A 25,679-nucleotide genomic window follows, 5' to 3' on the forward strand; every position below is an offset into this window, starting at 1 on the left:
CCAGGGCCTGCGTGGCAGGAGGACCGCATGCCGGAGCAGCACGACGCGTTCGCCGAACCGCCCCGGACCGCCGAAGTCGTCGCCGCGCACGCGGAGGAGGTCGCGCTCCAGCGGTTCCGGGCGACTTACGACCCCGGCCGCCGGCCCGACCTGGCCAGGGCGCTGACCGACCTGGCCGCCGTGCACGACGCGGCCGGCCGGCGCCTGGACGCCCTCGGCCCGGCCGAGGAGGCCGTCGCCGTCCACCGGGACCTGGTCGCCGACGACCCGGCGCGGCTGCCCGCGCTGGCCGCGGCGCTGGACGACCTGGGCGTGCGCTGCCACGAGGTCGGCAGGTCCGCGGACGCGGTCGCCCGGTCGCGGGAGGCGGTGGACCTCTACCGGCGGCTGGCCGACGCGGACCCGGCGTACCGGCCGCACCTCGCCGCCGCGACGGCCAACCTGGAACGCCACCGGCAGGCCCGCGAACCGCGCACCAGCTGAGCGACCGGTCCGTCGACCACCTCGCGGACGGAACCGGTGCTGCGGGTGCGGGCCGGTGCTGCGGGTGTGGGCCGGTGCTGCGGGTGTGGGCCGGTGCTGCGGGTGTGGGCCGGTGCTGCGGGTGTGGGCCGGTGCTGCGGGTGTGGGCCGGTGCTGCGAGGGCGGGTTGGCGCTGCGAGGGCGGGCCGGCGAGGTGGGAGTGAACGAGCGGGGGGCGGGCAGGGTGCCGTGAACCGCGTTCCGCCGATCGGGGCGCGCGGGTTACCGTGCGCCGGTGGACGTGGACATCAGACGCGGCGACCTGGCCGACCTCCCCGCGGTCATGGCGATGCTGGACGGTGCGGTGGCGTGGTTGACCGAGTCCGGCCGCACCGGGCAGTGGGGGAGCGAGCCGTTCTCCGACCAGCCCGGCCGCGTGGAGGGCATCGCCGGGAAGATCCGCGAGGGCACCGCCTGGATCGCCGAGGTCGACGGCGTCCCCGCCGGGGCGATGACGCTGGCCCCGAAGCCGCCGAAGTACGTGAGCCCGGCCGGCGAGCCCGAGGTGTACGTGACCCTCCTCGTCACGTCCCGCTCCCACGCCGGGCTCGGCGTGGGCAGCGCCCTGCTGGCCCACGCCCGTGACGAGGCCCGCCGCGCCGGCGTGGACCTCCTGCGGGTGGACTGCTACGCGGGCTCGGACGGCGAGCTGGTCGCCTACTACCGGCGCAACGGGTTCGAGCCCGTCGAGCCGTTCACGGTCGGCGCGTGGCCGGGGCAGCTGTTGGCCCAGCGCGTGCTCACCACACCGCGATAACCACCCGACAGGTGGACGCGCCACCCCGTTCGGAGGCAACACCGCTCACCCCGGCTCCGCAATTCTGCGTTCTCGGGCGGGATTTCCGGCGTTTCCGCCGGAAATCGACTCACCCCATCAGGGCGTTGGCCGTAGGTTTCGCCCCGAGTACGGTTTGATCTCGAGGATGGCCACCTCTCCTGTCAAACCGTCCGCGGCGCGTCCGCGGCCCCGATCGGGTGTGAGGTGGACTCATGGCGTTGGACGCGCTCGACCTGCTCAAACAAGGTCTTCCGGACAGCTCGGCCCCGCGGCGGAAGATCGTCGTCGTCGGCGCGGGAATGGCCGGGTTGACCGCGGCCATGCTGTTGAAGGAAGCCGGTCACGAGGTCGTCATCCTCGAAGGGCAGAACCGCCTGGGCGGGCGCATCCTCACGCACCGCGGTTTCGCGGGCGACATGTACGGCGAGTTCGGCGCGATGCGGTTCCCGCAGCAGCACCCGATGGTCTCCTGGCTGATCGACGAGAAGTTCAAGCTCGCCACGAAACCGTTCCCGATGTACGACGAGGACACGTTCGTCTACCTCCAGGGCAAGGGCGTGCGGCGCAAGGACTTCAGCGCCGACCAGTTCAGCTTCGACCTGTCCTCCGCCGAGGCCGACCAGGCGCCCCACGAGTTGCTGCGCCGCACCGTGCAACCGCTGATCGACATCATGGAGCACGAGGACGAGGCCAAGGCGTGGCACCGGCTGCTCACCGACTACGACCGGTACACCCTGCTGGGCTACCTGAAGGAGCGCGGCCTGAGCGACGGCGCGCTCTCGATGCTCGGCCCGCTGTTCAACCTGGAGGGTCGCTACCACTTCTCGCTGGTCGAGTGGTTCTCGCACTTCTACGAGGACGTGTTCGGCCACCTCGTGTACATCGTGGACGGCGCGGACTCGCTGCCCAGGGCGTTCGAGCCGATGCTGATGGACGACATCCGCCTCGGCGCGCTGGTGCACGCCATCGACCAGGACGACAGCGGGGTGCGCGTGCACTACCGCGCCGGTCGGCGCACGCAGACCGTCACCGCCGACGAGTGCATCGTGACGGTCCCGTTCGCCAGCCTGCGGCACATGGAGATCCAGGGCCTCGACCCGGACAAGTGGTACGCCATCCGCAACACCTACTACGGCCGTGCGCACAAGCTGTTCATGCAGTTCAGCGAGCGGTGGTGGGAGAGCGGGTACGGCATCACCCACGGCCTCACCGTGACCGACCTGGCGATCCGCAACATCGTCTACCCGCCCGCCGGCCAGGACACCCGCTTCCGCAAGGGCGTGATGATCGCGTCGTACTGCTGGGAGCAGGACAGCATGCCGTACACGCCGCTGGCCGGCGAGGAGAGCGTCATGCAGGCGCTGGAGGACCTGGTCAAGATCCACCCGGAGGCGCGGGACACGTTCGAGTTCGGCGTCTACAAGGACTGGGCGCTCGACTGGTTCGCCTGCGGCATCGGCCCGCTGTTCCGGGCGTTCGAGATGAGCGAGACGTTCTACGAGGACGTGATCCGGCCGGTGAACCGGGTGTGGTTCGCCAACGACGCCTGCGACCGCCGGCACCGGCGGTGGGTGGAGGGCGCGCTCAAGGCGGCGGTGAAGAACGCGTTCGCGATCCACGAGGGCATGCGCGACGAGATGCCCTGGAAGGACTGAGCGGGCCCATCGCGCCGGCCGCTCCCGACGCCTTCGTCGCTCCGCCCGCACGACGTCCCGACCACTCGGTGCCGGGTTCTCGTGGAACGATCACCCGGTTCCACGAGAACCCGTCCCGCAAGGGGGTGCACGCCTTCGACCGGCCTGTCGAGACGGTGGACGACGCGGTCACGGGTGGATGTTCTTGTTGAGGTGCAGGAAGTTGGTCGGGTCGTAGTGGCGTTTGAGCGCGCTCAGGCGTGCGGTTTTGCCCGGTCCGTAGGCGTCGGCGACGCGTTGTGCCGGCTCGTCGGCGTCGAGGAAGCCGGGGTGGGTGCGGCGGTCGGTGAACGGGGCGAAGGCGTTCCACGCCTCCCGCGTCCACGCGGTGTGGGCGGCGGTGTCGCCGGGGTCGCTCCAGGTGGACTGGAACATGCAGAAGAACCGGGCGTCGCGGCCGGGGAACGCGGTGCCGTCCTCCGGGACGTGGGCGACGGCGCCTTCGAGGTGCAGCAGCTCGACGATGCACAGGGGTGACACGACCCTGTCGGCTTGGTGGACCAGGGCGGCGATGGCGTCGTCGCCGAGCTCGGCGAGGTAACCGGCGCGGATGCTCTGGCGGTAGCCGTAATCGCCCGCGGGCATGCCGTCGAACATGCTCTGCAGCGTCGTGTAGGGCATGGGAGCGACGAGGTCGGCCGCCGGCGGGCCGAATCGGCGCAGGGGGCGCAGCGCTTCGTCGGCGTCCTCGGGCGGGCCGCTGTGGCACACGCCGATGGCGACCGCCGGTCTGCCGTGCAGGGATTCGGGCAGTCCCGGCATCGGTGGCGCGGTCAGGGCGATGACCGTGGAGGTGACCGAGTCGGGTTCGACGGCGGCGTAGTCGCGGTAGAGGGCCAGGACGTCGGCCAGCCGGTCGCCCGGGTACACCAGCAGCCCGGCCGTGACCTCGCGGACCGGGTGCAGGCGGAACTCGAACTCGGTGACGATGCCGAAGTTGCCGCCTCCGCCGCGCAGCCCCCAGAACAGCTCGCTGTTGTCGTGCTCGCTCGCGGTGAGCAGTTGCCCGTCCGGGGTCACGACGTCGACGGAGAGCAGGTTGTCGACGGTGAGGCCGTGCTTGCGCATCAGCCAGCCCATGCCGCCGCCGAGGGTGACGCCGGCGACGCCCGTGCCGGAGCACTGCCCGCCGGTCGTGGCCAGGCCGAACGCCTGCGTCTCCCGGTCGAACTCGGCCCACGTGAGCCCGGCCTGGGCACGGGCGACTCGCCGCACCGGATCGACCCGGACGCCCTTCATCGGCGACAGGTCGAGCACGACGCCGCCCTCGCACACGCCGTTGCCGGCCACGTCGTGTCCCCCGCCGCGCACCGCCACCTCGACGTCGAACTCCCGCGCCACCGCCAGCGCGTGCCGGACGTCGGCCACCCCGCGACAGCGGGCGATCACCGCGGGACGGCGGTCGGCCACGGCGTTCCACACCACGCGCGCCCCGTCGTACCCGGCATCGCCCGGCTCGAGCAGCTCACCGCGAAACCCGGCGCGGATGGCGTCCGCCACGGCCCGCCCTTCCCGATCCGCCACGGCTCCTCCGATCGTCGGACGCCCGCCGGCCGGCCCGCCGGCGCACCGGCGCGCCGCGGCGACCACCGGGAGGGCAGCGTAACCGCGTACCGCGCCCGAACCGCCCGACGTCGCCCGATCAGACCCACGGCAGGTGAAGGCGAACGATCGTCCCGTTTCCCGGGATCGGTGGTCACCACGTGTCACCTCGACCGCCCCGGTACGGGGAAGACCTGCCCGTTCGAGGAGCCGGTCGGCGTCCCCACCGCGTGGGTGGTCGTCGGGCCGGTGTCGCGCCGTGGGCCCGGACCGGGCCGGCCGACGAGGGCACTCCGCGATCCGGCGCAACGAAAGGGCGCGTCGGGGCGACCAACCAGATGAGTGCCCGTGATGCGTGCTGCCCGGACCGGAGGGCGTGACCATGACCATCTTCGTCAGCTACACCAGGGCCGACGAGCCCGCGGTGCGCGCCCTCCGGGACGACCTCGACCGGATGGGGCACCAGGTCTGGCTGGACCACGAGATCCACGGCGGCGAGCTGTGGTGGCGCGAGATCATCCGCACCATCCAGGCCGCGCGGGTGTTCGTGTTCGCGCTGTCGCAGGCGTCGTGGAAGTCGGTGCCCTGCCACGCGGAGTTCGACTACGCGCAGCAGCTCGACCTGCCCGTGCTGCCGGTGCAGGTGGGGCCGCTGGACAACCTGCGGATCCCGATCATGGAACGGCAGCTCGTGGACTACCGGGAGCGTGACGCGGACGCGATCGTGGCGTTGGCGGGCGCGCTGACCGAGCTGACCGCCCGCCCGCGCGTGCTGCCGAACCCGCTGCCCACGCCGCCGAAGGTGCCGTTCGAGTACCTCTACCGGATCGCCGAGCTGCTGGGACCGCAGCCGATCGCGCCGGAGCGGCAGGAGATCATCATCGGGCAGCTGCGGCGGCACCTGAGGACGGAGCGGGACGAGATCGCCCGTGCCGACATCCTGAAGCTGTTGCGGGAGTTCCGCGAGCGCGGCGAGATCACCAACCTGAACTCGCGGGAGATCGACGAGATCCTGGCGAACGTGGAGCCGGCGGAAGGGCTGCCCGAGGGGGTCACCTGGCTGTCGGCGGCCGACCACTGGCGGAGGAACCCCGTGGTGATCGGCCCGCCGAAAGATCCGGAGGACGACGCGGCGGAGAGAGTCGAGCAGGATGCGGGCGAACCACCCGAACGCATCGAACCCGTCGAGGCCGGCGAGTCCGCCGGAACGGGCGGTGCGCCGGCGTGGCTGCGGGGCGCGGTGGAGGCGCAGCGCGCCGCTCCGGTGACGAAGGAAGCGCCGTCCACCACGCCCTGGTGGCAGGGGGACAAGCCCCGACCGCCGGAACCGCCCGCCTCCGCACCGCCCGCCGCGCCCACACCGGCTCCGGAAGCCGCCTCCGCCCCGACATCGCCCTGGCCCACCGCATCGACCCCGACCCCGGCACCCGGTCCCGGTGCGGTGGCGGGCTCGGCGGAGGAGGGCGGTGCGGGCTCCGAGGCGGCCGTGGCCGACGCCGGTTCCCCGTTGGCGTTCGTCAGTGCGGTCCTCGGCGCGCCGGGCATCCCGTTCCTGATGCTCACGGGCACGGGCAGGCACCCCATCGCCGCCACGGTCGCGTTGTCCGTCCTCACCGGACTGGTCCTGGGCGTGCTGGCGGTGAGGCGGCAGGTGCCGCGAGCCCGCGCGGCCCTGGTCATCGCGTCGGTCGGCCTGCTCGGCGTGGTCGTCTACCTGGTCGTGCCGCACGCGTCCTAGCCCGACCGCGCCCGCCGCACGGCCGCGCCGATCGCCCACGCGAGCAGCGCCGCCATCACGCCCCCGCCCACCGCGCCGTCCGGGTCCGCCCCCGGGGCGAACAGCAGGCCGACGCAGGCGAGCACGCCGACGAGCAGGGCGACCACCAGCACGCTCACCCGCCGTCCCGCCGGCTGCGGCTCCACCGCCGCCCACCAGTCGCCCTGGCGCGGCCGGACGGGGACGGCGGGCGTGGCGACCGGCGGCCGCGGGACGGGCACGGGCGCGGCAGGCGCCGGCGTGCGTTCCCACCACGGCGTGACGCGCGGCGCGAGCAACTCCGCCATCCCGGTGCCGGCGACCCACCCCGGCGCGCAGCACCACTGGAGCCGGCGGGCCACGTCGTCCACCAGCGGGTCGCGCAACGCGGCCAGGTGCGCCCAGACGGGCGTGGCGAACGGCGGCCGGTAGTCCTCCTGGTCCAACAGCAGGTTCTCGCCGGTGTGGAAGGCGGACCAGCCGCTCGGGTCGCGCGCCAGCGCCAGCAGCGACAGGTAGATCACCAGCCCGGGGAACGTGTCCATCCACCGACCCCACGGCCGGTGGGCCGGCTGGTAGTTGCGGTGCCCCGTCTCGCCGGGCGGCGGCGTGCCGGCGAACCGGGGGATCCACGAGCAGTCGAAGTCCACCAGCCGCAGCCCGCCGCCCCCGTCCACCAGGACGTTGCCGTGCTGGAGGTCGCCGTGCGCGAACCCGGCCCGCTGGAGCCGCGTCACGAGGTCCCGCCACGACACCGCCAACGCGGCCAGCGACGCGGTGTCCCCGCGCGCCACCAACGCCTCCACGTGCCGGTTGAGCGTGTGGCCCTCGACCCACTGCATCCGCACCACGGGCCACTCGCGGCCGTTGACCCGGATTCCGCCGTCCACCCACCGCGGCAGGGCGACCGCGTCCGCCAGCCCGCTCGCCGTGAAGAACTCGTGCAGCGCGCCGTAACGCTCGCCGCTGGACACGTCCTCGCGGGTGAAGAACCGCAACGCCTGCGCCTGCCCGTCCGCCACCGCCTTGAACACCACGGCGCTCGTCCCCGCCGCAGGCATGGGCACCCCGTACCGGGGGTGGACCACCAGCTCCAGCCCGCGCAGCTCCGCCGCGACGAAGCAGTCCGGGCGCTGCACCGCCTTCACGTACTCCTCGGGCGTCGGGTAGCGGGTCACAGGCACACCACCAGGTGCGTCGCCGGCGCCCGGTCGAGCCGGACCCGCATGAGGGTGACGTCGTCGTTGACCATCTCCCGCGCCGCCCGCGCGCGGGTCACGAGCGCGCGGAACGCGTCCGGGTGGTCCAGCGCCGCCAACGCGGCCCACGAGCCCGGCCCGTCGGCCGCGGCGGCCCACTGGGCGAACGCGTCCGTGGCGAGGTAGAGCGAGTCGCCGTCCAGGAGGTCGCCCTCCGCGAACGACGCCCGGCCGATCACGTCCGCCAACCCGTCGGACCCGGTGGGCAGGCCGTCCGGGTTGGACCCGAACTCCTCGGGCGACAGGGGCGGGAACTGGGTGACGACCCGCCGCCCGCGGACGTGGAACAGCACGGCGTCGCCCAGCGCGACCGCCGACCAGCGCGGACGCGGCCCGGCGAGGTCGAGCAGTTCGCAGCCGAGGAACGTGGCGAACGAGCCGACCGTGGCCTGCTTGAGCCGTTGCAGGTCCGTCGCGCCCGCCAGGCGCGGGTCGTCCCGCCACCGGCGCTGCGCCTCCGACACCCACCGGTGCAGCGCGGTCGGGGTGAGGTCGGGAGCCGGGCCCTGGTCGCCGACGAAGCCCGCGACCAACTGCTGCGCCCAGCGCGCCGAGCCGAAGCCCTGCGTGGCGCCGTCCGCGACGGCGAACCGGGGACCGCGCCCGGCGTCGTCCGCGGGCGCGGCGGCCGCGCCGTCCTCCCACTCGGCCTCGGCGTTGCCGTGCTTGGGCGCGAAGAACACGACCTGCCGGGTGTGGATCACGACGACCCCCTACCGCGTGCGGTCCGGGACCCTGGTCCCGATCTGGAGCACCCGCAGGAGGGTCGAGCGGCCTACGTTGAACGCCAGGCCGCGCGCCCCCGGCCGGACGTCGTAGCCGTCGACCCGGGCGTTGGCCACCATCGGCCCCGGCAGCGGGCTGCTCAGCGCGAACAGCTCCGGGCCGGGCGGCGGCAGGCCGTCCGCGCCGGACGGGAACACGATCTCGGCGACCTCGGCGGGGGAGAGGAACACGTTGAAGAACAACGTCGCGCCGTCGTTGGTCTCAATCGACGTCAGCCGCCGCACCCACTCCTGCAACGACGCGCCCTCGTACGGGCTGTCGGTCACCATGCCGTCGGTGATGTTGACGACGATCGGCGGGAACGAGTCCGGGTGCGCGGCGGCCCAGTCGAACACGTGCCCGCCCGCCACGGCGATGGCCTGGCACATGGGCGTGCGGTAGCCGTGCACCGGGTCCACCCACACCGGCATCCGGGCGTTCACCGGCATCAGGTCGATCGACGGTTCCTCGCGCACCGCCACGGGGTGCTCGGCCAACTCCGGCAGCGGCACCAGCCCGCGCCCCGCCAGCACGCCGCCGAACGCGGACTCGACACCCTCGCCGGGTTCGCCGAGACGCGCGCCGTAGCTGAAGATCCCGACGTCGAAGTAGTGCCGCACCGGGGCGTTCACCTCGGCGGTCGCCTTGATGCACATGTCCAGCAGGATGTTGTTCACCGCCAGCGCCGCGCCGTCGGCGAGCGACGCCCCCGTGCGGCCCCAGGCGAGCTTCATCGAGTCCGAGCGGTCCAACAGGATCACCACGCACCCCGGCGTGGACCGCGACACGGACTGCCGGTACTGCTCCACAACGCACCCCCTCCTGCTCGGCCGTCACGTCATCGGGTCAGGTTGCGGCGGACGACCGTCGTCGGCCACGGCGCGTCCGGCCGCCACTCCCACCGGTGGCCGCAGTTCGGGTTGCGGCAGTGGAAGGCGTAGCCGTCGCCGTGCTGCGCCACGTCGAGGCGGAAGTCGCCGCAGCGCGGGCACTGCGCCACGACCGCGCGGTCCACCTCGTAGCCGTCGTCCGCTCGTCCGGTGTGGACGGTGGGTGGGGCGGTCGGGCGTGCCTCGGTCCACCAGGTCCGGTCGGCCGCGGCCCGCGGTCCGACGGCCGCCGGGGTCGGCACGGGCTCCGGCGTCGGTCGCGGCGTCCGGTGCGGTGCCGGTCGCGGTGACGGGGGCGGTGACGGGGGCGGTGTCGGTTGCGGTGACGGGACCGCTGGGAGTCGCGGCCGTCGACCGGTGGTCAGCACCCCGAGCGCGAGGACGGTCCCGAAGACCGCGCCGGTCGCCACGACGAGGGCCGAGCGCCACAGGTCCGCTCCCCAGGGCAGCACGCCGATCACCGCGCCCGCCACGGCGCACCCGACCGTCACGGCCCCGCCCCGCGCGGTCACCTGCCGGTCTCCGTCCGGGCGACGACGAGGTCCGCCCGCTGCTCGTCGTGGAGCGGCGGCCAGCAGGCGAAGTCGGCGAACTGCTTCGCCGGGTCGGGGGCCGACCACTCCTTCGGGAGCTTCACGCAGACGGTGATCGGCTCGCCCGACGAGGTGATGTGGATGCGGGCCCCGGCGTCCACCGCCAGGGGAGACCCGTCGCCGCCCAGCACCGTGACGGGGACGCGTGCCAGTTCGGTGGCCGGGGACTGATCGGCGGTCACCAACCGGAGGTCGAGCGGACGCGGGGTGACCGGAGGCGGCGCCGGCTCGGGCAGCAGCCACCCGATCAGCGTCGCCACCAGGAACGCGATCACCAGCGCGTACCCCGGGGCCAGCCGGCGGCTGCGCCACGCGGCGCGCGGCTCGGCCCGGTTCCGGGGTTCGGCGGTGCTGCCCGACGTCTGCACCTGGACCTCCGCGCGGAGTTTCGGCGTGTACTCCGGGTATCGCGGAGGATCATGCGCTCGTGTCGCGGTGTCCCCTGAACGGGTTAACGGGGGCGGTTCGTCACCCCACCGTGCCCGTGGTGACCAGGAGGAGGCCGATGGCGGGCAGGAGGTTGTTGGTCTGGTGCGCCACGACGCTCGCGAGGAGGTTGCCGGTGAACATCCGGGCCAGGCCGATCGGGATCGACAGCACCAGCAGCAGCGGTGTGCGCAGCAGTTCCAGGTGGGCGACCGAGAACACCAGGCTGGTCACCGCGAACACGACCCAGCGGTTCCAGCCCAGGCGCTCCACCGCGCGCCACAGCACGCCCCGGAACACCACCTCCTCGGCGAGGGGCGCGACCAGCCACACGACGAGGAACGCGACCACGGCCGCCGCCGGCGCCAGCTCGCGCCCGGCGAACGCGTCGCCCACCGCCGACGAGGCGTCGTCCGCGCCGACCCAGGCCGCCCACAACGCCGCCGCCGGCAGCGTCAGCGCCAACCCGCCCAGGCCGAACCCGAGGCCGATCGCGAGGTCCTTGAGGTCCCAGCGGACCGCCAGCTCGCGCGTCGCCCGCCGGGCACGCGGACCACCGCCCAGCCAGGCGGTGCCGAGCACTCCCACCAGCGCGGCCGACGACGTGGGCACGACCAGCAGCGCCAGCAGCCGGCCGTCCTCCAGCCCGCCGCCCGTCGCGTCGTGGGACAGCAGCACCAGGACCGACACGGCGAGCATGGTGACCTGGGTGGCGAGGAAGACGGCGAGCAACGTCAGGCCGGTCCGCGGGTCGCGGGTCCGGACGGGCGCGGGGTGCGGGTCGGCCGGGGCCGGCGCGGTCACGCGTTCGGGGTGGGGAGGCGGGCCGATCTGCTCATCGCTCACAACCGTGGATAACCCGTGCGTGCCGCGAGGTCAACTCGAAGCCGCGCGGTCCGGCAGGGCGGTGCCGTGGTCGCGGGTCACCCTCGGCCGATGCCGGTCGTCTCCCAGCGGATGCCGGTCAGCCGCGCGGGAAGGCGGGCCGGCGGAAGCGCCACCGCTGCTCGCCGTCGTCGCGGAACTCGCCGGTGGCCCGCATGCCGATCCGCCGCGCCACCGCCTCGCTGGCCAGGTGCTCGGGCGCGATGTGGGCGTGCACGTCCCGCGCGCCGCGCTCCACCAGCCACCCGATCACCGCCGCCGCGGCCTCGGTGGCGTACCCGAGCCCCTGGAACGGCACCCCGACCACCCAGGCCACCTCCGCCGCGAACCCGCCCGCGCACTCCGTCGTGGTCGCCTGCACGGAGCCGACCGCCGCGCCGTCCGCGTCCCGCCGCACGACCCAGTTCAGCCAGCCCTCACGCCCGTCCTCGGAGTGCGGCCGCTCCCACCGCCCGTACCGGGCCACGAGGTCGGCGGCCGTGGGCGGGGCGCCGCCGATGACCGCGTACAACGCCGGGTCGCCCAGCACCGAGGCCATCTCCTCGGCGTGCTCCACCCGCACGGGTTCCACCCGCAACCGCGCCGTCCGCACCACGGCGTCCTCCGGCCAGCGGGCCGGCACCACCACCGGTCGATCCACGTGTCACCCCCGACGTCACGTGCACCCTAATCGCCGTCACGGCGAACGCATGCCCCGCAGGTAGCGGACCGCGGCCCACGGGCGCAGGCCCAGCGGGCGCACCTTCCCCGTCGCGATGGCCCGCGTGAGGCTGATCCGGCGGAAGACGGTGAGCATCATCGCGGTCGGGTCGAACAGGATCCGCGCGTCGAGCCGCCGGCCGTCGGGCGGCTCGACCCGCAACCGCCCGTGCCCGCTGGTCAGCACGACCGGGGTGGTGTGCCGGGAGCGGAATTCGAGGGTGACGCGGTCGCCGCCGCCCGCGCCCGCCAGCAGCCGGCCCGACTGCCCGCCCAGCATCGGCATGAGGAACAGGTCGAAGGCCAGCGCGGCCTCGTGCGCGGCGATGTCCCACGGCACGTCCAGCGCCCGCGCGATGTCCAGCCCGTGGATCAGGATCTCGTTGAGCTGGTGCGCCACGTGCGCGGCCGCGGGCAGCCGCGCGCCGCCCAGCCACGGCCGCGGCTCGCGCGGGTCGACGTCCCGGGCGCGGGCGAGCAGCAGGTCCACCTCTTCGAGCAGGGTGTTGGCCACGACCTCCGGCGACCGCTCGGGGAAGGCCGCCAGGGACAGCGCGTTGAGCCGCGCGAACCCGCCCAGGTTCGCCTCCTGCCACCCCCGGTCCAGGTCGGGTTCGTCGAGCGGGGCCAGGTCGCCCGCGATGAGCCCGGCGTTGAGGCGGCCGACGATCGCGACGTGCGCCGCCGTGTCGGCCGCCGACCAGTCGCCGATCGTGCGCCGGTCCGGCGTCCGGCAGTCCAGCAGCAGCCGGCTGAACCGCGTCGCGGCGCCGGCGAGGGCGTCACGGACGTCCTGCCACCGCCGGTCGGTGATGTCCGGCTCCACGAGTAGCACCCTCCCGCACCGTCGACGTCACCTCACCGAGCGTAGTCAATCGGACCCCGCCGGACTTCCGCGTGCGTGCCCTACCGCCCGCACGGCTCCGGCACGCGGCGCAGGCCGACGTCCGGCGGCTCGGTCGCCGAGTCGAGCACCAGGTGCGGTTCGGCTCTCCCACGTTTCATCCGCAGCACGTGCTCCCACGACACCGCCCGCGGCCGGCCGGGGATCCCCGCGCCCGGCCAGTCCACGGAGAACGCCGGCAGCCCCGCCGCGCCCCCCTCCGGCGGGGCACCACCGGGAAGGCACCGCTCACCGGGTGGCGGCGCGCACCCGGTTGATCAGGGAATCGGTTCCCGGTCGATCACCGCTCGTGCCGAGCGCGACCGCAATAGAGCATCATTCACAAATTGCGATGTGCGCTAGAGTGCCTGTGTTCCGCATCACACCGCCTCGAACGCGAAGGGCCGGCAATGGCACCCAAAATCGCCCCGAATTCCGATCCCGTCCTCGTCCAGCGTTACGACGAACTCTACAACAACAGCGACGCGTTCAAGTCGCGCCTGCACAACGTCGTCACCACCAGTCGTGCCCTCACGCTCGTGTCGGTCGCGGGTGTGGGGGACGCGAGCTACGAAGCGGCGACCAACACCATCAGGGTGTGGCAGCAGAACGCCGGCGGCCCGAAGACGAACACGGAGATCCGGGACGACCTCTTCTTCGAGCTGCACAACGCGAAGAAGGCGATGGCCTTCGCCGACATCGGCGGGCTCAAGGGTTACAACGTCTCGTCGTTGACCAACGACGTCAAAAAGGCCGCGGGCTACGCCCTGGCGGTCGAATGGGCGGAGTGGAACAACGTCGCGGAGTGCGTCATCCTCAACGACGTCGTGAACGCGCAGGCGGCCGGTGCGGGGCCGTTGTTACACACCCCGTCCCCGTTCCGCGCGCCGTTCACCGCCCCCGGCGACAACTGGATGAAGTTCGAGCACTACCTCGCCGACCAGATCCGGACCGGGCACACGGGGCATTACGACGCCGCCGCGTCGAACCCGACCTGGATCGGCAAGGAAATCCTCAAGCAGGTCGCCGCGAAGAGCCGGGACACGGTGGAGGTCTACCCGAACGAGTTGACCCCGCCGCCCGGTCGGCAGCCCGGCATCAACTTCCGCGGCAACCCGTTCCTCTGGGACCTGGTCAAGAACCTGAAGCTGCGCTAGGTCGTCCGCAACGCGTCGGCACGACCGACCGCCCAGCCATCGGACCGTGAGGACGGTCGAGTCCGCGTGCGCTCCACCCGGCGACCGGCGGTGCTGTCGTGCGGCCCGTCAGTCCTCGGACCGGCGTTCGCCGCCGGCGCGGGCGGGGAGTTGGCCCGTGTGGGCCAGTTGTTCGGCCAGGTCGCGCAGCTTCATGTTGCTCTGCTGGCTGACCCGGACCAGCACGGAGAACGCCTGGTCGGCGGTCAGCTTGTGGCGTTCCATCAGGATGCCCTTGGCCTGGCCGATCAGGTCCCGCGTGTGCACCGCCTCCGCCAGGTGGTCGCGCTCCTGCGCGGTGGCCAGCGCCACGGCCGCGTGGCCGGCGAACAGCAGCCCGACGTGGTTCGACTCCTCCTCGAAGGCGTGCGCCTCCGGCGCGTAGAGGTTGAGCGCGCCCAGGTCGTCGCCGTCCATGTAGAGCCGGAACGACAGCATGCTCGTCACGTCGAACTCCAGCGCGCGTTCGGCGAACAGCGGCCAGCGCGACTCGTCGGCGAGGTCCGGCGCGCTGACCACCTTCTGCTGGTACAGCGCGGTCAGGCACGGTCCCTGGCCGGTGGCGTACTGGATCCGGTCGACCTCGTTCGGCACGTCGTCGGTCGAGGCGACGGTGCGCACCTCCCGCTTGCCCAGGATGGTCATGATGCCCGCGTGCCGCGCGCCGGGGATGGTGCCGACGGCGGTGCGCACGATTTCGTCCAACGTGTCCTGGGCGTTGTTCTGCCGGTGCAGCGCGCGGGACACCGCGTTCAGCCGGGCCGCCAGGTCCTCGCCGGTCGTGTCCACCGCCATGCGCCACCTTCCGTGGGTCGAGGTCCCAGCATGTCGCGTGCGGCACGTCACGTCCACGTGAGGGGTGCGCCCCGAGGGTTGGAATACGAGCCGGAAGCGTTCCGTTGAAACGGCTGTCGGCCCTGCCCGAGGTGCGCGGGGCGAAAGTCGTCCGAAGCCGCCGTGTCGGCGGACGACCCCACGAAGTCCCTGGCTCGGGCACGCCGTGCGTGCGTGCGCGAGCGCGATGCCGCGAGGAGAACCATGCCGGTGACGACGGACATGCCCCGACAGACCCGCCCGACCGCTCCCGCCCGGACGGCCGCGCAGCCGCGCGAGGGCGCGGGGGACGCCGACCTGGTTGGCCGCTACCTGCGTGAGCTCGCCGCGACGCCGCTGCTCACGGCGGACGAGGAGGTCGTGCTCGCCAAGCGCGTCGAGGCCGGCGTGTACGCCGCCGAGCTGGTGCGGCGGTCCGACGAGGGCGAGAGCCCGGCGCTGGACGCGGAGCGCCGCCGTGCGCTGCGCACGGTGGTCGAGGAGGGCCGCCGGGCGAAGGACCACATGATCCGGGCCAACCTGCGCCTGGTCGTGTCGGTGGCCAAGAAGCACTCGTTCCGCGGCCTGCCGCTGCTGGACGTGGTGCAGGAGGGCAACCTGGGCCTCATCCGCGCGGTGGAGAAGTGGGACTACGTCAAGGGCTTCAAGTTCTCCACCTACGCCGTCTGGTGGATCCGCCAGGCCATCGAGCGCGGCCTGGCCGAGCAGACCCGCACCATCCGGCTGCCGATGCACGTCCACGAGGAGGTCGGCAAGCTGCGCAAGGCCGAGCAGCGACTGCGCCTGGAGGCCGACCGCGAGCCGACCGCCGAGGAGATCGCGGCGACGGCGAAGATGCCGGTGACCCGGGTGGTCGAGCTGCTGGCCGCGAGCCGCGCCACGCTCAGCCTGGAGGCCCCGGTCGGCGACGAGGGCGACGCGTCGGTGGCCGACCTCATCGAGGACGCCGAGGCCGTGCACGCCCACGAGGCCGTCGAGCAGCACCAGTTCGCCGAGGAGCTGCGGGCCCTGGTGCGCACGCTGCCCGAGCGGCAGGCGCGCATCGTCACCCAGCGCTACGGCCTGGCCGACGGGCAGGCGCACAGCCTCCAGGAGCTGGCCGACGAGCTGGGCCTGACCAAGGAGCGCATCCGCCAGCTGGAGAAGGAGTCCCTTCGCCTGCTGCGCGACCCGGAGCGCCACCGGGCGCTGCTCGCGTGGGCGAGCTGAGCCCCCTTCGGTTTGCGCGTCGCGCCCGGCGGTAGCAGGGTCGGTGGCGCGGCGACCGCGAGGAGGGCCGGTCATGGACGAGCACCCGCACCCCATCCACCACACGACCACCACCGCGCTGGACGGCGACATCGTGCTCGTCAGCGTGTCCGGCGCCATCGACGCGGCCTCCCAGCCCCCGGTCGCGACCGAACTCGACCAGGTGTTCGAGTCGCGTCCCGCCGGGGTGGTGCTCGACCTCGGCGGGGTCGACTTCATGGGCTCGGTCGGGATCGCGATGCTGGTCAACGCCCACCACCGGGCGTCCCGGCTGGGCGTCCCGTTCGCGGTGGTCGCGAACAGCAGGCCCGTGCTGCGGCCGCTGCGGATGAGCCAGGTCGACGGGGCGCTCGCGTTGCACGACTCCGTGGACGCGGCGGTCGCCGCGGTGCGGCTGGTGTCCACCTGATCACGCCGCCCTCAGCCGCCTGACCAGGGCGGTCGCCGCGAGCACGCCCAGCAGGGCGAGCCCGAGCGGCCGCAGCGACCGCGTCCACGGCCAGGCCGGGCCGTCGAGCGCGAGGTGGTCGGTCGGGTACTCCAGGACCCTCGCCGTCCACGTCGCGGTGGCCACGTCGGTGGTGCGCGCCAGGTCGCGCAGCACGCCGTCGAACGGGAAACCCGGCTCGGCGTGCACGTAGACCGGCGCGAGGTCGGCGAACGGGTCCGCCACGCGCTGCCGCGCGGCTTGCGCGCCCGGCACCACCAGCCGGTCCAGCCCGCCCGCCGCGGCGACCGGGTCCGCCCTGGGGACGAACGTCAGCCCGTGCCGCGACCGCACCGGCCCGACGCCCGGCGCGACGGACAGCGTGCGCACGGCCAGCGACTGGCCGTAGGTGTCGAACACCGAGGCCAGTTCGATCTCGCCGACGCCGTCCGACAGCAGCACGCCGGCCGTGTCGCGGTCCCAGCCGAACGCGGTGTTGAACCCCACGACGGCGTCCGCCGGCCGCAGCCGCGCCTGCGCCAGCGCGGCGGCGGTGCCCCGGTGGTAGTGGCGCCACCCGGTGTCCTCGGCCGCCCGGCGCGCGGCCTCCGGCCCGACCAGCCGTTCCACCACGCGCAGCGTGCCGTCCACCCCGGACAGGATCCCGGCCGTGGTGACGACCTCGCCGTCGTCCACGTACCGCGTGCCGCGGACCCAGCGGACCTCCGGGTGCTCCTCCTCGAACGAGTCCACGCGCAACCAGTGGGCCGTCGCATCGCGCCCGTCGAGCAGGCCGGCCGACGCGAGCACCCCGGACCCGTTGCACACGCCCAGCACCAACGCCCCGGCCGCCGCCTGCCGCGCCAGCCAGTCCTCGACCGGCTTCGACGTGGGCTCGCCCACGTCCGGCATGGCGGGCACGACGACCACGTCCGGCGGCTGCGCGCCGAGCAGGTCGGCCAGCCCGGCGAAGGTGAGGTCGGGCACCAGGTCCAGCCCGCCGGTCAACGGCTTCGGCCCGGCGGTGGGCGCGACCGCGTAGACGTTGAACGCGCCCGTCGTGGCCAGGACCTCGTAGGGGGCCAGGGTGTCGGACACGACGGCGCCGCGGTCGCCCACCACGACCACGGCGGTCGGCCGGTCCGGGTCGTGCGCCACGGGCGCCGGCGGCGGTGCGGAGCGGTCCGTGCGCGGGGCGTTCAGGTCGTCGAACGCGGCCAGCGCGGTCGGCGTGCCCAGGGCGGCGGGCAGGGCGAGGGCGGCGAACACGAACACCAGCGCGGTGGCCGCGGTCCGGGTCGGCGCGCGCATGGCGCTCAGCACCCGTACTCGTGCCGGCGGCGCAGCATCGCGGCCAGCATCGCCGGGACCATCAGCACGTGACCGGCCGTCATCAACGCCATGGCGGACAGCGCGCCGGCCCAGTGGAACGGCAGCAGCACCGCGAACGGCACGTACATCGCGGCCGACATCTCCGCGACGGACGCCCAGCCGTGCCGGCGGACCCGCATCCACACCGCCATGCCCAGCGCCATGTTCGTCGCCATCACCAGCACGTGCGCGGTCACGTTGTCGTCCAGGCCCGGCCACGCGAACGACCAGACCGGCTCCAGCGCCACCATGCCCACCACCATGGCGACGACCATCTCCAGCAGGTGCCGGGCGAAGCGCAGCACGGGACGCGGCCGGCGCGTCGTGGTGGTCGTCGGTTCCGGGCTCATGTCGGTTCCCTCCGTCGCGATCGGTGTCGTCACGACGGGATCCTCGGCCGACCGGGGTGGTGCGGTCAGGTGCCGAAGGTCACGGGTGCGGTCATGTTCGCGGCATGACCCCGAGCGGGGTCAGCACAGGCCCAGCTCCCTGGCCCGCAGCGCGGCCTGGGTGCGGTCGCGCACCTGGAGCTTGGACAGGACGCTGGTGACGAGGTTCTTCACCGTGCCCTCGGCCAGGAAGAGTGCCCCGGCGATCTCCCGGTTGCTGCGGCCCTCGGCGAGCAGCCGGACAACGTCCAGCTCCCGGTCGGACAGCGGCACGGGCAGCGGTCGCCGCGCCGGCGGGTCGTCGTCCGGCAGGTTGGCGACCCGGGCGACGAGCTTGGCCGCGACCGACGGCTGCAACACCGACTCGCCGCGCCGTGCGGCGACCAGCGCCTCCACCAACCGGGCCGAGGACACGTCCTTGAGCAGGTAGCCCAGCGCCCCGGCGCGCAACGCCGCGAACACGTCCGCGTCGTCGTCGAACGTGGTCAACGCCAGCACCCGCACCCCGGGCTGCTCGACGCGCAGCCGGTGGGTGGCCGCGATGCCGTCCAGCACCGGCATCCGCAGGTCCATCAGCACCACGTCGGGCGCCAGCTCGGCGCACAGCCGCACGGCCTGCTCGCCGTCGCCCGCCTCCCCGACCACCTCGATGCCCGGCTGGACCTCCAGCAACGTCGCGAGCGCCTCCCGGAACAGGGCCTGGTCGTCCACGATGAGCACGCGGACCGGCGCGTCCGGGGCGGTCACGCGGGCACCTCCACGGTCAAGGTCAGGCCGCGCCCGGCGGCCGAGTCCACCGACACGCGACCGCCGAGGCCCGCCACCCGCTCCCGGAGCCCGACCAGGCCGTACCCGCCGCCGGGGTCGTCGCCCAGGCCGCGGCCGTCGTCGCGCACCTCCAGCCGGACCAGGTCGACGCGTTCGTAGTCGAGCACCACGCGTGCCGCGGACGCGTCGGCGTGCTTGCGCACGTTGGTCAACCCCTCCTGGGCGGCCCGGAACAACGACTCCTCGACCTCCGCCCGCGCCGCGCGGGCCGTGCCGCGGACCTCCACCTCGGTCGGCACCCCCGCCCCGGTGGCCTCCGACGCCAGCTCCCGCACCGCGTCCACCAGCGGCGCGGACCGGGGCTCGCGCAGCGCGGCGACCGAGCGGCGGACCTCCGCCAACGCCTCCCGCGCCTGCTCCTGGGCCTTGGCGAGCATGCCGTCGAGCCGGTCCGGGTCGGCGGTGGGTATCACCGCGCGGGCGGCCTGCAGCAGCATCTGCACGACGGTGAGGTGGTGGCCGAGGCCGTCGTGGATGTCCCGCGCGACCCGGTTGCGCTCCTGCGTCGTGGCCAGCTGCTCGGCCTGGGCCGCGTACCCGCGCAGCCGTTCGTGCGCGACCGCCAGCTCGGCGCGGGCGCGTTGCTCGCGCACCAGCAGCTCCGTGATGACGACGGTGAACGCCGTGACGGCCAACGTGCCCAGCCCTTCCCGCAACCCGTCGGGCCACGCCATCTCCACGTGGATCAGCGGGATGACCGCCGCCACGCCGGCCGCCGCCGGCAGCGGGAGCAGCAGCACGGCCTGCGAGACCAGCACGACCAGCAGCAGCACCGCGCCGATCGCCGCGCCGGACAGCGCGAACAGCACGAACCCCAACGGCAGCTGGACCAGGACGTACGCCGCCCGCCACGCGCGACCCCGCCGGTGCACGAACGGGAAGCCGAAGACCGCCAGCGCGCCGTAGGCCAGGCCGACCAGCAGCGTCGGCACGAGCGCCTGCTCGTAGCGCTCCGACCCGAGCGGCAGCGTCACGTACGCGAGCACGGTCAGCACGCTCAGGGCCTTCTGCACGTCCTCACTCTGGGGGAGGCGGAACGGCGTGGTCAACCGAGTGGGGTACGCCACTCGGGCGGTCGACCGGGACGCGGCGGTGTTTGACCGCTCCGCCGATCGGGGTACCTGGTGAGGGCGTCAAACAGTCGGCGCGTCGACATCCCCGGGCGACCGGGTCGAAGGCGGCGATGCGCGGTGGAACTGGATTACGACGACGTGGTGGGGCAGGCCCTGCGCGGGTACGTGCGCCGGGTGAGCGCGGAGATCGGGCTCACCGGCGAGTGCTCCTGCGTGCAGTCCGAGCCGCAGGCGACCGCGTACCTGGCGTTGGACGGGCGGTTGCCCGGCATCCCGGACCGGGACGTGGCGTTGCTGTGGGACGAGCGGCACGGGTGGGCGGCCGCGATCGAGACCCACAGCGGCGAGGACCTCATCATCCAGGCGCGTTTCGGGCCGGACCTGGTGCCGTCGCCCCGGGCCGTCGCCCGGTGGGTCGAAGGGCTGTTCCGCGGCGAAGTGCCCCGTCGGGGTGCGGCGGTCGACGGCCGCGACCCGGCCGGGGAGCCGGCGGCGCGGCTGGCCCGTTACGCGGTCGCGGAACTCGTGCCGGTGCCGGTGCCGCGCGTCGGGTCGGTGTGACCGTCCCCGGGTACACGACGGTATGAGCGTTCAGCCGTGTGTCGCCGCGTCGAGCCGGTGGGTGGACGAGGACGGTGTCCGCCAACCGTCCGGTGACGTCCACGCGTGGACCCCGGGCGCCAACCAGACCCTGTGCGGGCAGGCCCTGAGCCGCAGCCGGCTGGCCCGCTTCCCGCACGTGCCGTGGGCGGACGCGGTGTGGCTGTCGCAGACCACCGACCGCAGCCTGCACCTGTGCACCCGCTGCGTCGCCGCGACCACCCCGCGCGCCCAGCGCTCGGGTCGCCGGTGGACCCGCGTCCGACCGCGCCCGTAGGCGCGGAACGCGCCGGTCGACCGGTGCCGGTGGGGTCCGCCGCACCGCGTCCGGCACCACAGCGCCCGCAGGCGCGCTCTCCCGACCCGGGCACGCCCGGCAGCCGGCCGCTTATGCTCGACCACCCGAAGCGGCGGCGGACGTGCCGCCCGCGCCGAGGGGAGCCGGATGAGCGCGACACCCGTGCTGCGCAAGGCCGTCCGGGCGGATGTGCCCGCCATCGCGGCGCTGATGCGCCGGTCCGTGCTGGAGCTGTTCCCGCACTTCCACGACGAGCGCGAGACCGCGAGCGCGGCGCGCTACCTCACCGAGCCCGACGTGGTGCTGGTGGACGACGGCACCTACTTCGTCCACGAGGCGGCGGGCGAGGTCGTGGCCTGCGGCGGGTGGAGCAAGCGGGACAAGCTCTACACCGGCTCCGGCGACCGGCCCACCGACGGCCGCCTGCTCGACCCGGCCGCCGAGCCCGCCAGGGTGCGCGCGATGTTCGTCCGCGACGACTGGACCCGCCGCGGGCTCGGGCGGGCCATCCTCGCCGCGTGCGAGCGCGACGCCCGCGCGGCCGGCTTCCGGTCGCTGGTGCTGATGGCCACGCTGCCCGGCGTGCCGCTGTACCGGTCGTTCGGGTTCCAGGAGGTGAACAGGACTCGTGTTCCCCTGCCCGACGGTGTGACCCTCGCCGGGGTCGAGATGGCCTACCCGCTCGACCGACCACCGCCACCCCATCGCACGGCCGAGTGACCCTGTGCCACGTTCCGGTGATGAACGGTTCCACCGTTTTTCACCGCTCCTACGCTCGCTCCGTACCCCGGTGCGGAGGGAGCTGATCGTCGTGAGCAGGTCGACCGTCCTCATCGCCACCGAACGGGCGGCCGAGGACAACACCGTGCCGGCGGCCAAGGTCGAGCAGGTCCGCGCGCACCTGCGCGAGTGCGGCCACGACGTGATGGTGGTGCACTCCACCGCCGACGCGGCCGCGGCGATCACCGCGCAGGCCGACCTCGGGGCCGCCGTGGTGAGCTGGGAGCTGGTCGGCGGCACGCTCCCGTCCGCCGAGGACGGACCGGCCGAGCCCGGCGGGGTGCTGCGGATGCTGCTGGACCGGTTCTCCTCGCGCCTGCCCGTGTTCCTGCTGACCACCGGCGACTACAGCGACGAGACCCCGCTGTGGGTGTCGGAGGTCATCAACGGCTGGATCTGGCTGCTGGAGGACACCCCGGACTTCATCGCCGGCCGCATCGACTTCGCCGCCCGCCAGTACCTCGACCACGTGCTGCCGCCGTTCTTCCGCGAGCTGCGCCGGTTCGACGACACGCACCCGTACTCGTGGCACACCCCGGCCCACGCGGGCGGCATCGCGTTCCTCAAGTCGCCGGTGGGGCGGGCGTTCTTCGACTACTACGGCGAACGCCTGTTCCGCACCGACATCTCGGTGTCGGTCGCCGAGCTGGGCTCGCTGTTCGAGCACACCGGCCCGGTCGGCGACGCCGAGCGCAACGCCGCCCGGATCTTCGGCGCGGACGAGACCTACTTCGTGCTGCACGGCACGTCCACGTCGAACCGCATGATCGTGCACAGCGCGGTCGCCCGGGACGAGATCACGCTCCTGGACCGCAACTGCCACAAGGCGATCAACCACGGCGTCACGCTCGCCGGCGCGCGTCCGGTCTACCTGGTGCCCACGCGCAACGGGTACGGGATCACCGGCCCCATCCCGCCGGCGCGGCTGACCCCCGAGGCGGTGCGCGAGCAGATCGCGCGCACCCCGATCGCGGCGGGCGCGGCCGGTCCGGACCCGGCGTACGCGGTCGTCACGAACTCCACCTACGACGGGCTGTGCTACGACACCGTCCGGGTCACCGAACTGCTCGGCGCGTCCACCAGGACGCTGCACTTCGACGAGGCGTGGTTCGCCTACGGCCGGTTCAACCCGCTCTACGCGCGCCGCTACGGCATGGCGGTCGACGGCGACGGGCTGCCGGACGCGAACCGCCCGACCGTGTTCGCCACCCACTCCTCGCACAAGCTCCTGGCCGCGCTGTCGCAGTCCGCGATGATCCACGTCCGGTCGGGCGCCAAGGCGCCGTTCGACCGGTCCCGGTTCAACGAGACGTACATGATGCACGGCACCACGTCGCCGCTGTACCCGATGATCGCCGCCTGTGACGTCGCGGCGGGCATGATGGACGGCCCGGCCGGCACCTGGCTGACCGGCGAGGCCATCACCGAGGCGGTCCGGTTCCGGCAGGCGATGGTCCGGCTGGGCCGGCGGCTGGCCGACGCGGGGGACCGGCCGCCGTGGTTCTTCGGGGTGTGGCAGCCGCCGGAGGTCACCGACCCGGGCACCGGCGGGCGGATCGCGTTCCACGAGGCGCCGCTGGACCTGCTGCGCACCACGCCGGACTGCTGGGCGCTGGAGCCGGACGCGGCGTGGCACGGCTTCCCCGACCTCGAACCCGGCTTCTGCCTGCTCGACCCGGTCAAGGTGACGATCACCTGCCCCGGCGTGGACGCGCGCGGCGACGTGTCGGCGTTCGGCATCCCGGCCCGCGTGGTGACCGCGTACCTGGAGACCCGCCGGATCGTGGTGGAGAAGACGGACGTCTACACGTTCCTGGTGCTGTTCTCCATGGGCATCACGAAGGGCAAGTGGGGCACGCTGCTGGACGCGCTCACGGACTTCAAGCAACTGCACGACGACGGCGCGCCGCTGAGCGAGGTGCTCCCGGACCTGGTCAAGGCGCACCCCGAGCGCTACCGCGGGATGACGTTGCCGCAGCTGTGCGCGGAGATGCACCACAGCCTGGCCGACAGCAAGGTCGTGCAGCTGCTCAACGAGGCGTTCACCAGCCCCACGCCGCCCACGGCGGTGATGACGCCGGCCGAGGCGTACCAGCGGTTCATCCGGGGCGAGACCGAGCTGGTGGGGCTCGCCGACCTGGCCGACCGCGTGGTGGCCACCCAGGTCACGACCACGCCGCCGGGCATCCCGGTGCTGGTGCCGGGGGAGCGCGTCGGCTCGCCGGACGGCCCGCTGCCCCGGTACCTGCGCGTGCTGGAGGCGTTCGACCAGCGGTTCCCCGGCTTCGCCAGCGAGACGCACGGCGTGCACCACGAGGGCGGCCGGTACTGGATCTCCTGCGTGAAGGAGTGAGGCCGGGCGTGCCGCGCACCCGAACGGTCGGTGTTCCGCCGCCGCGCACATGACCGGTCGCACCGGCGGTATCCGGGGTCGAACGGGAGGACGGCCATGCGCTTCGGCAACACCCGGGTGGAGTTCCTGGGCGGTCGGGCCGGCTGCCTGACCATGCTCGTGGTGTCGGTGCTGGTGTCGGTCCTGCTGACCGTGCTGCTCAACGTCCTGCTGTGATCGCGGTCGGGGCACGGCGCTCGACGCCCGCCGGTCGCCTCCGCACGCCCTCCCGCCGCTCGGACCAGTCCCCGCGCCGAGGCGTCGGCCGGCGGCGCGGGTCAGCGCAGCGGGTCGAAGTCGCGCAACGCGTCCGGCCGCCGGCCGGTGGCGACGTGCTCGGCCAGCAGCCGACCGGTGACCGGGCCGTGGGCGAGCCCCCACATGCCGTGACCGCCCGCGACGTACACGCCGGGCACCCGCACCGCGCCGATGAGCGGCCGGCCGTCGGGCGTGATCGGGCGCGGGCCGACCCACACGTCGCGGCGCTCCTCCCAGCGCACGCCGTCCAGCAGCGGGCGGACCGAGGCGATGATCGCCTCCGTTCGGGCCGCCACCGCGGGCGCGTCCGGGTCGCGGAACTCCATGGTGCCCGCGATCCGGAGCGCGCCCCGGTAGGGCGTGCCCGCCACCCGGGCTCCGGGGAGGTAGATCGGACCGGGCACGGGTCGGTCCACCGGCACGGTGAACGAGTAGCCGCGACCGGCGCGCACCGGGACCCGCACACCCCACGCGGCCGCGAGCCGGGACAGCCACGCGCCGGTCGCCACGACCGCGACGTCGGCGACGAGCGTCCCGCCGTCGCGGGTGCGCACGCCCACGCCTCGGCCGTGCGGCCGGACGCCGGTGGCCTCGTCGGTGCGGACCGTCCCGCCCCGGTCGGCGACCGACCGGGCCAGCGCCCGCACGAACCCGCCCGGGTCGAGGTGCCGCTGGCCGTCGATCCGCACGCCCGCGGTCAGGGCCCGCGACGCCAGCGGCACCAGCTCGCGCAGCCGGGCCGCGTCGAGTTCGGCGTGCTCGACCGGCTCGCCGGCCTCGGCCATCCGGTCCAGCTCCCGCAGGAGCCCGTGCGCCTGCCGCCGGTCCGCGAACCCGGCGGTGACCGGGGCGGCGACCGTGGGCGCGGCCACGCCGTTGGCGGTCAGCTCGTCGAACGCCGCCAGGCAACCCGCGTTGAGCGAGCGGTTCGCCCGGACCGCGCGGGTCCACGACGACCAGCGGCAGTGCGCCGCGAACCGGGTCAGGAACGACCACAGCGCCGGGTCGGCGGTCAGCGGGACGTGCAGCGGCGCGGCCGGGTCGAGCAGCGACCGCAGGCCGTAGCGCAGCACGGACGGCTCGTTGAGCGGGATCGTCAGGCCGGGGGCCAACCACCCGGCGTTGCCCCACGACGCCCCGGCCGCCACCCCGGTCCGGTCGACCACGGTCACGGCGACGCCGCGCTCCTGCAGGAACCACGCGGTGGACAGCCCGACGATGCCCGCACCCACCACCACCGCCGACCGGGGACCGACCTGGACCACGACCACCTCCCACACCCGACCGCCACCA

General features: G+C 74.0%; 26 protein-coding genes. 11 read left to right on the forward strand and 15 right to left on the reverse strand.

Going from position 1 to position 25,679, the window contains the following annotated elements; genetic code table 11:
* Positions 1-27: 27 nt before the first annotated feature.
* From ACWEFJ_RS18985 to ACWEFJ_RS18995, 3 genes are all read left to right on the forward strand, one after another.
* On the forward strand, positions 28-483 hold the full coding sequence (locus tag ACWEFJ_RS18985) for a hypothetical protein (RefSeq protein WP_449714511.1): 456 nt from the start codon (positions 28-30) through the stop codon (positions 481-483).
* Between the two features lie 274 nt (positions 484-757).
* The gene (locus ACWEFJ_RS18990) at positions 758-1,279 is read left to right on the forward strand and encodes a GNAT family N-acetyltransferase (protein ID WP_449714512.1); all 522 of its coding nucleotides are present in this window, start codon (positions 758-760) and stop codon (positions 1,277-1,279) included.
* 233 nt (positions 1,280-1,512) lie between these two features.
* The gene (locus ACWEFJ_RS18995; RefSeq protein ID WP_378090400.1) at positions 1,513-2,955 is read left to right on the forward strand and encodes a flavin monoamine oxidase family protein; all 1,443 of its coding nucleotides are present in this window, start codon (positions 1,513-1,515) and stop codon (positions 2,953-2,955) included.
* A 168-nt stretch (positions 2,956-3,123) separates the two neighbouring features.
* On the opposite strand, the gene ACWEFJ_RS19000 is transcribed toward ACWEFJ_RS18995, so the two are convergent.
* Positions 3,124-4,518: an FAD-binding oxidoreductase gene (locus ACWEFJ_RS19000; RefSeq protein ID WP_449714513.1), complete on the reverse strand. Its 1,395-nt coding sequence runs from the start codon at positions 4,516-4,518 to the stop codon at positions 3,124-3,126.
* 400 nt (positions 4,519-4,918) lie between these two features.
* Here ACWEFJ_RS19000 and ACWEFJ_RS19005 point away from each other — a divergent pair, with 400 nt between their 5' ends.
* Complete coding sequence (locus tag ACWEFJ_RS19005) at positions 4,919-6,274, forward strand: toll/interleukin-1 receptor domain-containing protein (RefSeq protein ID WP_449714514.1); 1,356 nt, start codon at positions 4,919-4,921, stop codon at positions 6,272-6,274.
* Here ACWEFJ_RS19005 and ACWEFJ_RS19010 read toward each other — a convergent pair.
* The 8 genes from ACWEFJ_RS19010 to ACWEFJ_RS19045 all read right to left on the reverse strand — a co-directional run bounded on the left by ACWEFJ_RS19010 (position 6,271) and on the right by ACWEFJ_RS19045 (position 12,644).
* Positions 6,271-7,470, reverse strand: a complete 1,200-nt coding sequence (locus ACWEFJ_RS19010) for a hypothetical protein (protein ID WP_449714515.1) — start codon at positions 7,468-7,470, stop codon at positions 6,271-6,273. The two genes, ACWEFJ_RS19005 and ACWEFJ_RS19010, sit on opposite strands and share 4 nt — an antisense overlap.
* On the reverse strand, positions 7,467-8,255 hold the full coding sequence (locus ACWEFJ_RS19015; protein WP_449714516.1) for a hypothetical protein: 789 nt from the start codon (positions 8,253-8,255) through the stop codon (positions 7,467-7,469). The genes ACWEFJ_RS19010 and ACWEFJ_RS19015 overlap by 4 nt, the downstream gene beginning before the upstream one ends.
* A 9-nt stretch (positions 8,256-8,264) precedes the next feature.
* Positions 8,265-9,125, reverse strand: a complete 861-nt coding sequence (locus tag ACWEFJ_RS19020) for a hypothetical protein (RefSeq protein ID WP_449714517.1) — start codon at positions 9,123-9,125, stop codon at positions 8,265-8,267.
* A gap of 29 nt (positions 9,126-9,154) precedes the next feature.
* Positions 9,155-9,448, reverse strand: a complete 294-nt coding sequence (locus ACWEFJ_RS19025) for a hypothetical protein (RefSeq protein ID WP_449714518.1) — start codon at positions 9,446-9,448, stop codon at positions 9,155-9,157.
* Between the two features lie 266 nt (positions 9,449-9,714).
* Positions 9,715-10,167: a hypothetical protein gene (locus ACWEFJ_RS19030; RefSeq protein WP_449714519.1), complete on the reverse strand. Its 453-nt coding sequence runs from the start codon at positions 10,165-10,167 to the stop codon at positions 9,715-9,717.
* Between the two features lie 100 nt (positions 10,168-10,267).
* The gene (locus tag ACWEFJ_RS19035) at positions 10,268-11,071 is read right to left on the reverse strand and encodes a CPBP family intramembrane glutamic endopeptidase (RefSeq protein ID WP_449714520.1); all 804 of its coding nucleotides are present in this window, start codon (positions 11,069-11,071) and stop codon (positions 10,268-10,270) included.
* 118 nt (positions 11,072-11,189) lie between these two features.
* The gene (locus ACWEFJ_RS19040) at positions 11,190-11,750 is read right to left on the reverse strand and encodes a GNAT family N-acetyltransferase (RefSeq protein ID WP_378090419.1); all 561 of its coding nucleotides are present in this window, start codon (positions 11,748-11,750) and stop codon (positions 11,190-11,192) included.
* Positions 11,751-11,786: 36 nt separating this feature from the next.
* On the reverse strand, positions 11,787-12,644 hold the full coding sequence (locus ACWEFJ_RS19045; RefSeq protein ID WP_378090421.1) for a maleylpyruvate isomerase N-terminal domain-containing protein: 858 nt from the start codon (positions 12,642-12,644) through the stop codon (positions 11,787-11,789).
* A 458-nt stretch (positions 12,645-13,102) separates the two neighbouring features.
* Between ACWEFJ_RS19045 and ACWEFJ_RS19050 the strand changes: the two genes are divergently transcribed.
* A complete protein-coding gene (locus ACWEFJ_RS19050) occupies positions 13,103-13,849 on the forward strand; it encodes a hypothetical protein (protein WP_449714521.1) in 747 nt (248 codons plus the stop codon).
* A 108-nt stretch (positions 13,850-13,957) separates the two neighbouring features.
* On the opposite strand, the gene ACWEFJ_RS19055 is transcribed toward ACWEFJ_RS19050, so the two are convergent.
* A complete protein-coding gene (locus ACWEFJ_RS19055; RefSeq protein ID WP_449714522.1) occupies positions 13,958-14,683 on the reverse strand; it encodes a GAF and ANTAR domain-containing protein in 726 nt (241 codons plus the stop codon).
* Positions 14,684-14,926: 243 nt separating this feature from the next.
* On the opposite strand from ACWEFJ_RS19055, the gene ACWEFJ_RS19060 reads away from it, so the two are divergent.
* The gene (locus tag ACWEFJ_RS19060; RefSeq protein WP_449714523.1) at positions 14,927-15,931 is read left to right on the forward strand and encodes a sigma-70 family RNA polymerase sigma factor; all 1,005 of its coding nucleotides are present in this window, start codon (positions 14,927-14,929) and stop codon (positions 15,929-15,931) included.
* A 73-nt stretch (positions 15,932-16,004) separates the two neighbouring features.
* Complete coding sequence (locus tag ACWEFJ_RS19065) at positions 16,005-16,379, forward strand: STAS domain-containing protein (RefSeq protein WP_378090429.1); 375 nt, start codon at positions 16,005-16,007, stop codon at positions 16,377-16,379.
* On the opposite strand, the gene ACWEFJ_RS19070 is transcribed toward ACWEFJ_RS19065, so the two are convergent.
* The 4 genes from ACWEFJ_RS19070 to ACWEFJ_RS19085 form a co-directional block, all read right to left on the reverse strand.
* Positions 16,380-17,708, reverse strand: a complete 1,329-nt coding sequence (locus tag ACWEFJ_RS19070) for a DJ-1/PfpI family protein (RefSeq protein WP_378090431.1) — start codon at positions 17,706-17,708, stop codon at positions 16,380-16,382.
* Positions 17,709-17,713: 5 nt separating this feature from the next.
* Entirely contained in the window at positions 17,714-18,118 is a 405-nt protein-coding gene (locus tag ACWEFJ_RS19075) for a hypothetical protein (RefSeq protein WP_378090433.1), read from the reverse strand.
* 120 nt (positions 18,119-18,238) lie between these two features.
* On the reverse strand, positions 18,239-18,904 hold the full coding sequence (locus tag ACWEFJ_RS19080) for a response regulator (protein WP_378090435.1): 666 nt from the start codon (positions 18,902-18,904) through the stop codon (positions 18,239-18,241).
* Entirely contained in the window at positions 18,901-19,998 is a 1,098-nt protein-coding gene (locus ACWEFJ_RS19085) for a sensor histidine kinase (protein ID WP_449714524.1), read from the reverse strand. Before ACWEFJ_RS19085 ends, ACWEFJ_RS19080 begins: the two co-directional genes overlap by 4 nt.
* A gap of 177 nt (positions 19,999-20,175) precedes the next feature.
* On the opposite strand from ACWEFJ_RS19085, the gene ACWEFJ_RS19090 reads away from it, so the two are divergent.
* The 4 genes from ACWEFJ_RS19090 to ACWEFJ_RS19105 all read left to right on the forward strand — a co-directional run bounded on the left by ACWEFJ_RS19090 (position 20,176) and on the right by ACWEFJ_RS19105 (position 24,089).
* Complete coding sequence (locus ACWEFJ_RS19090) at positions 20,176-20,619, forward strand: DUF6292 family protein (protein WP_449714525.1); 444 nt, start codon at positions 20,176-20,178, stop codon at positions 20,617-20,619.
* Positions 20,620-20,680: 61 nt separating this feature from the next.
* The gene (locus ACWEFJ_RS19095) at positions 20,681-20,935 is read left to right on the forward strand and encodes a hypothetical protein (protein ID WP_378090441.1); all 255 of its coding nucleotides are present in this window, start codon (positions 20,681-20,683) and stop codon (positions 20,933-20,935) included.
* A 168-nt stretch (positions 20,936-21,103) separates the two neighbouring features.
* Positions 21,104-21,676 carry a GNAT family N-acetyltransferase gene (locus ACWEFJ_RS19100; protein WP_378090443.1) on the forward strand — a complete coding sequence of 191 codons (573 nt, stop codon included), beginning with the start codon at positions 21,104-21,106 and terminating at the stop codon, positions 21,674-21,676.
* Between the two features lie 91 nt (positions 21,677-21,767).
* Positions 21,768-24,089, forward strand: a complete 2,322-nt coding sequence (locus tag ACWEFJ_RS19105; RefSeq protein WP_449714526.1) for an Orn/Lys/Arg family decarboxylase — start codon at positions 21,768-21,770, stop codon at positions 24,087-24,089.
* A gap of 317 nt (positions 24,090-24,406) precedes the next feature.
* Here the strand turns inward: ACWEFJ_RS19105 and ACWEFJ_RS19110 are convergent, their stop codons facing one another.
* A complete protein-coding gene (locus tag ACWEFJ_RS19110; protein ID WP_449714527.1) occupies positions 24,407-25,651 on the reverse strand; it encodes an NAD(P)/FAD-dependent oxidoreductase in 1,245 nt (414 codons plus the stop codon).
* Positions 25,652-25,679: the final 28 nt, after the last annotated feature.

The sequence above is a fragment of the Actinosynnema sp. NPDC004786 genome (assembly GCF_053601135.1).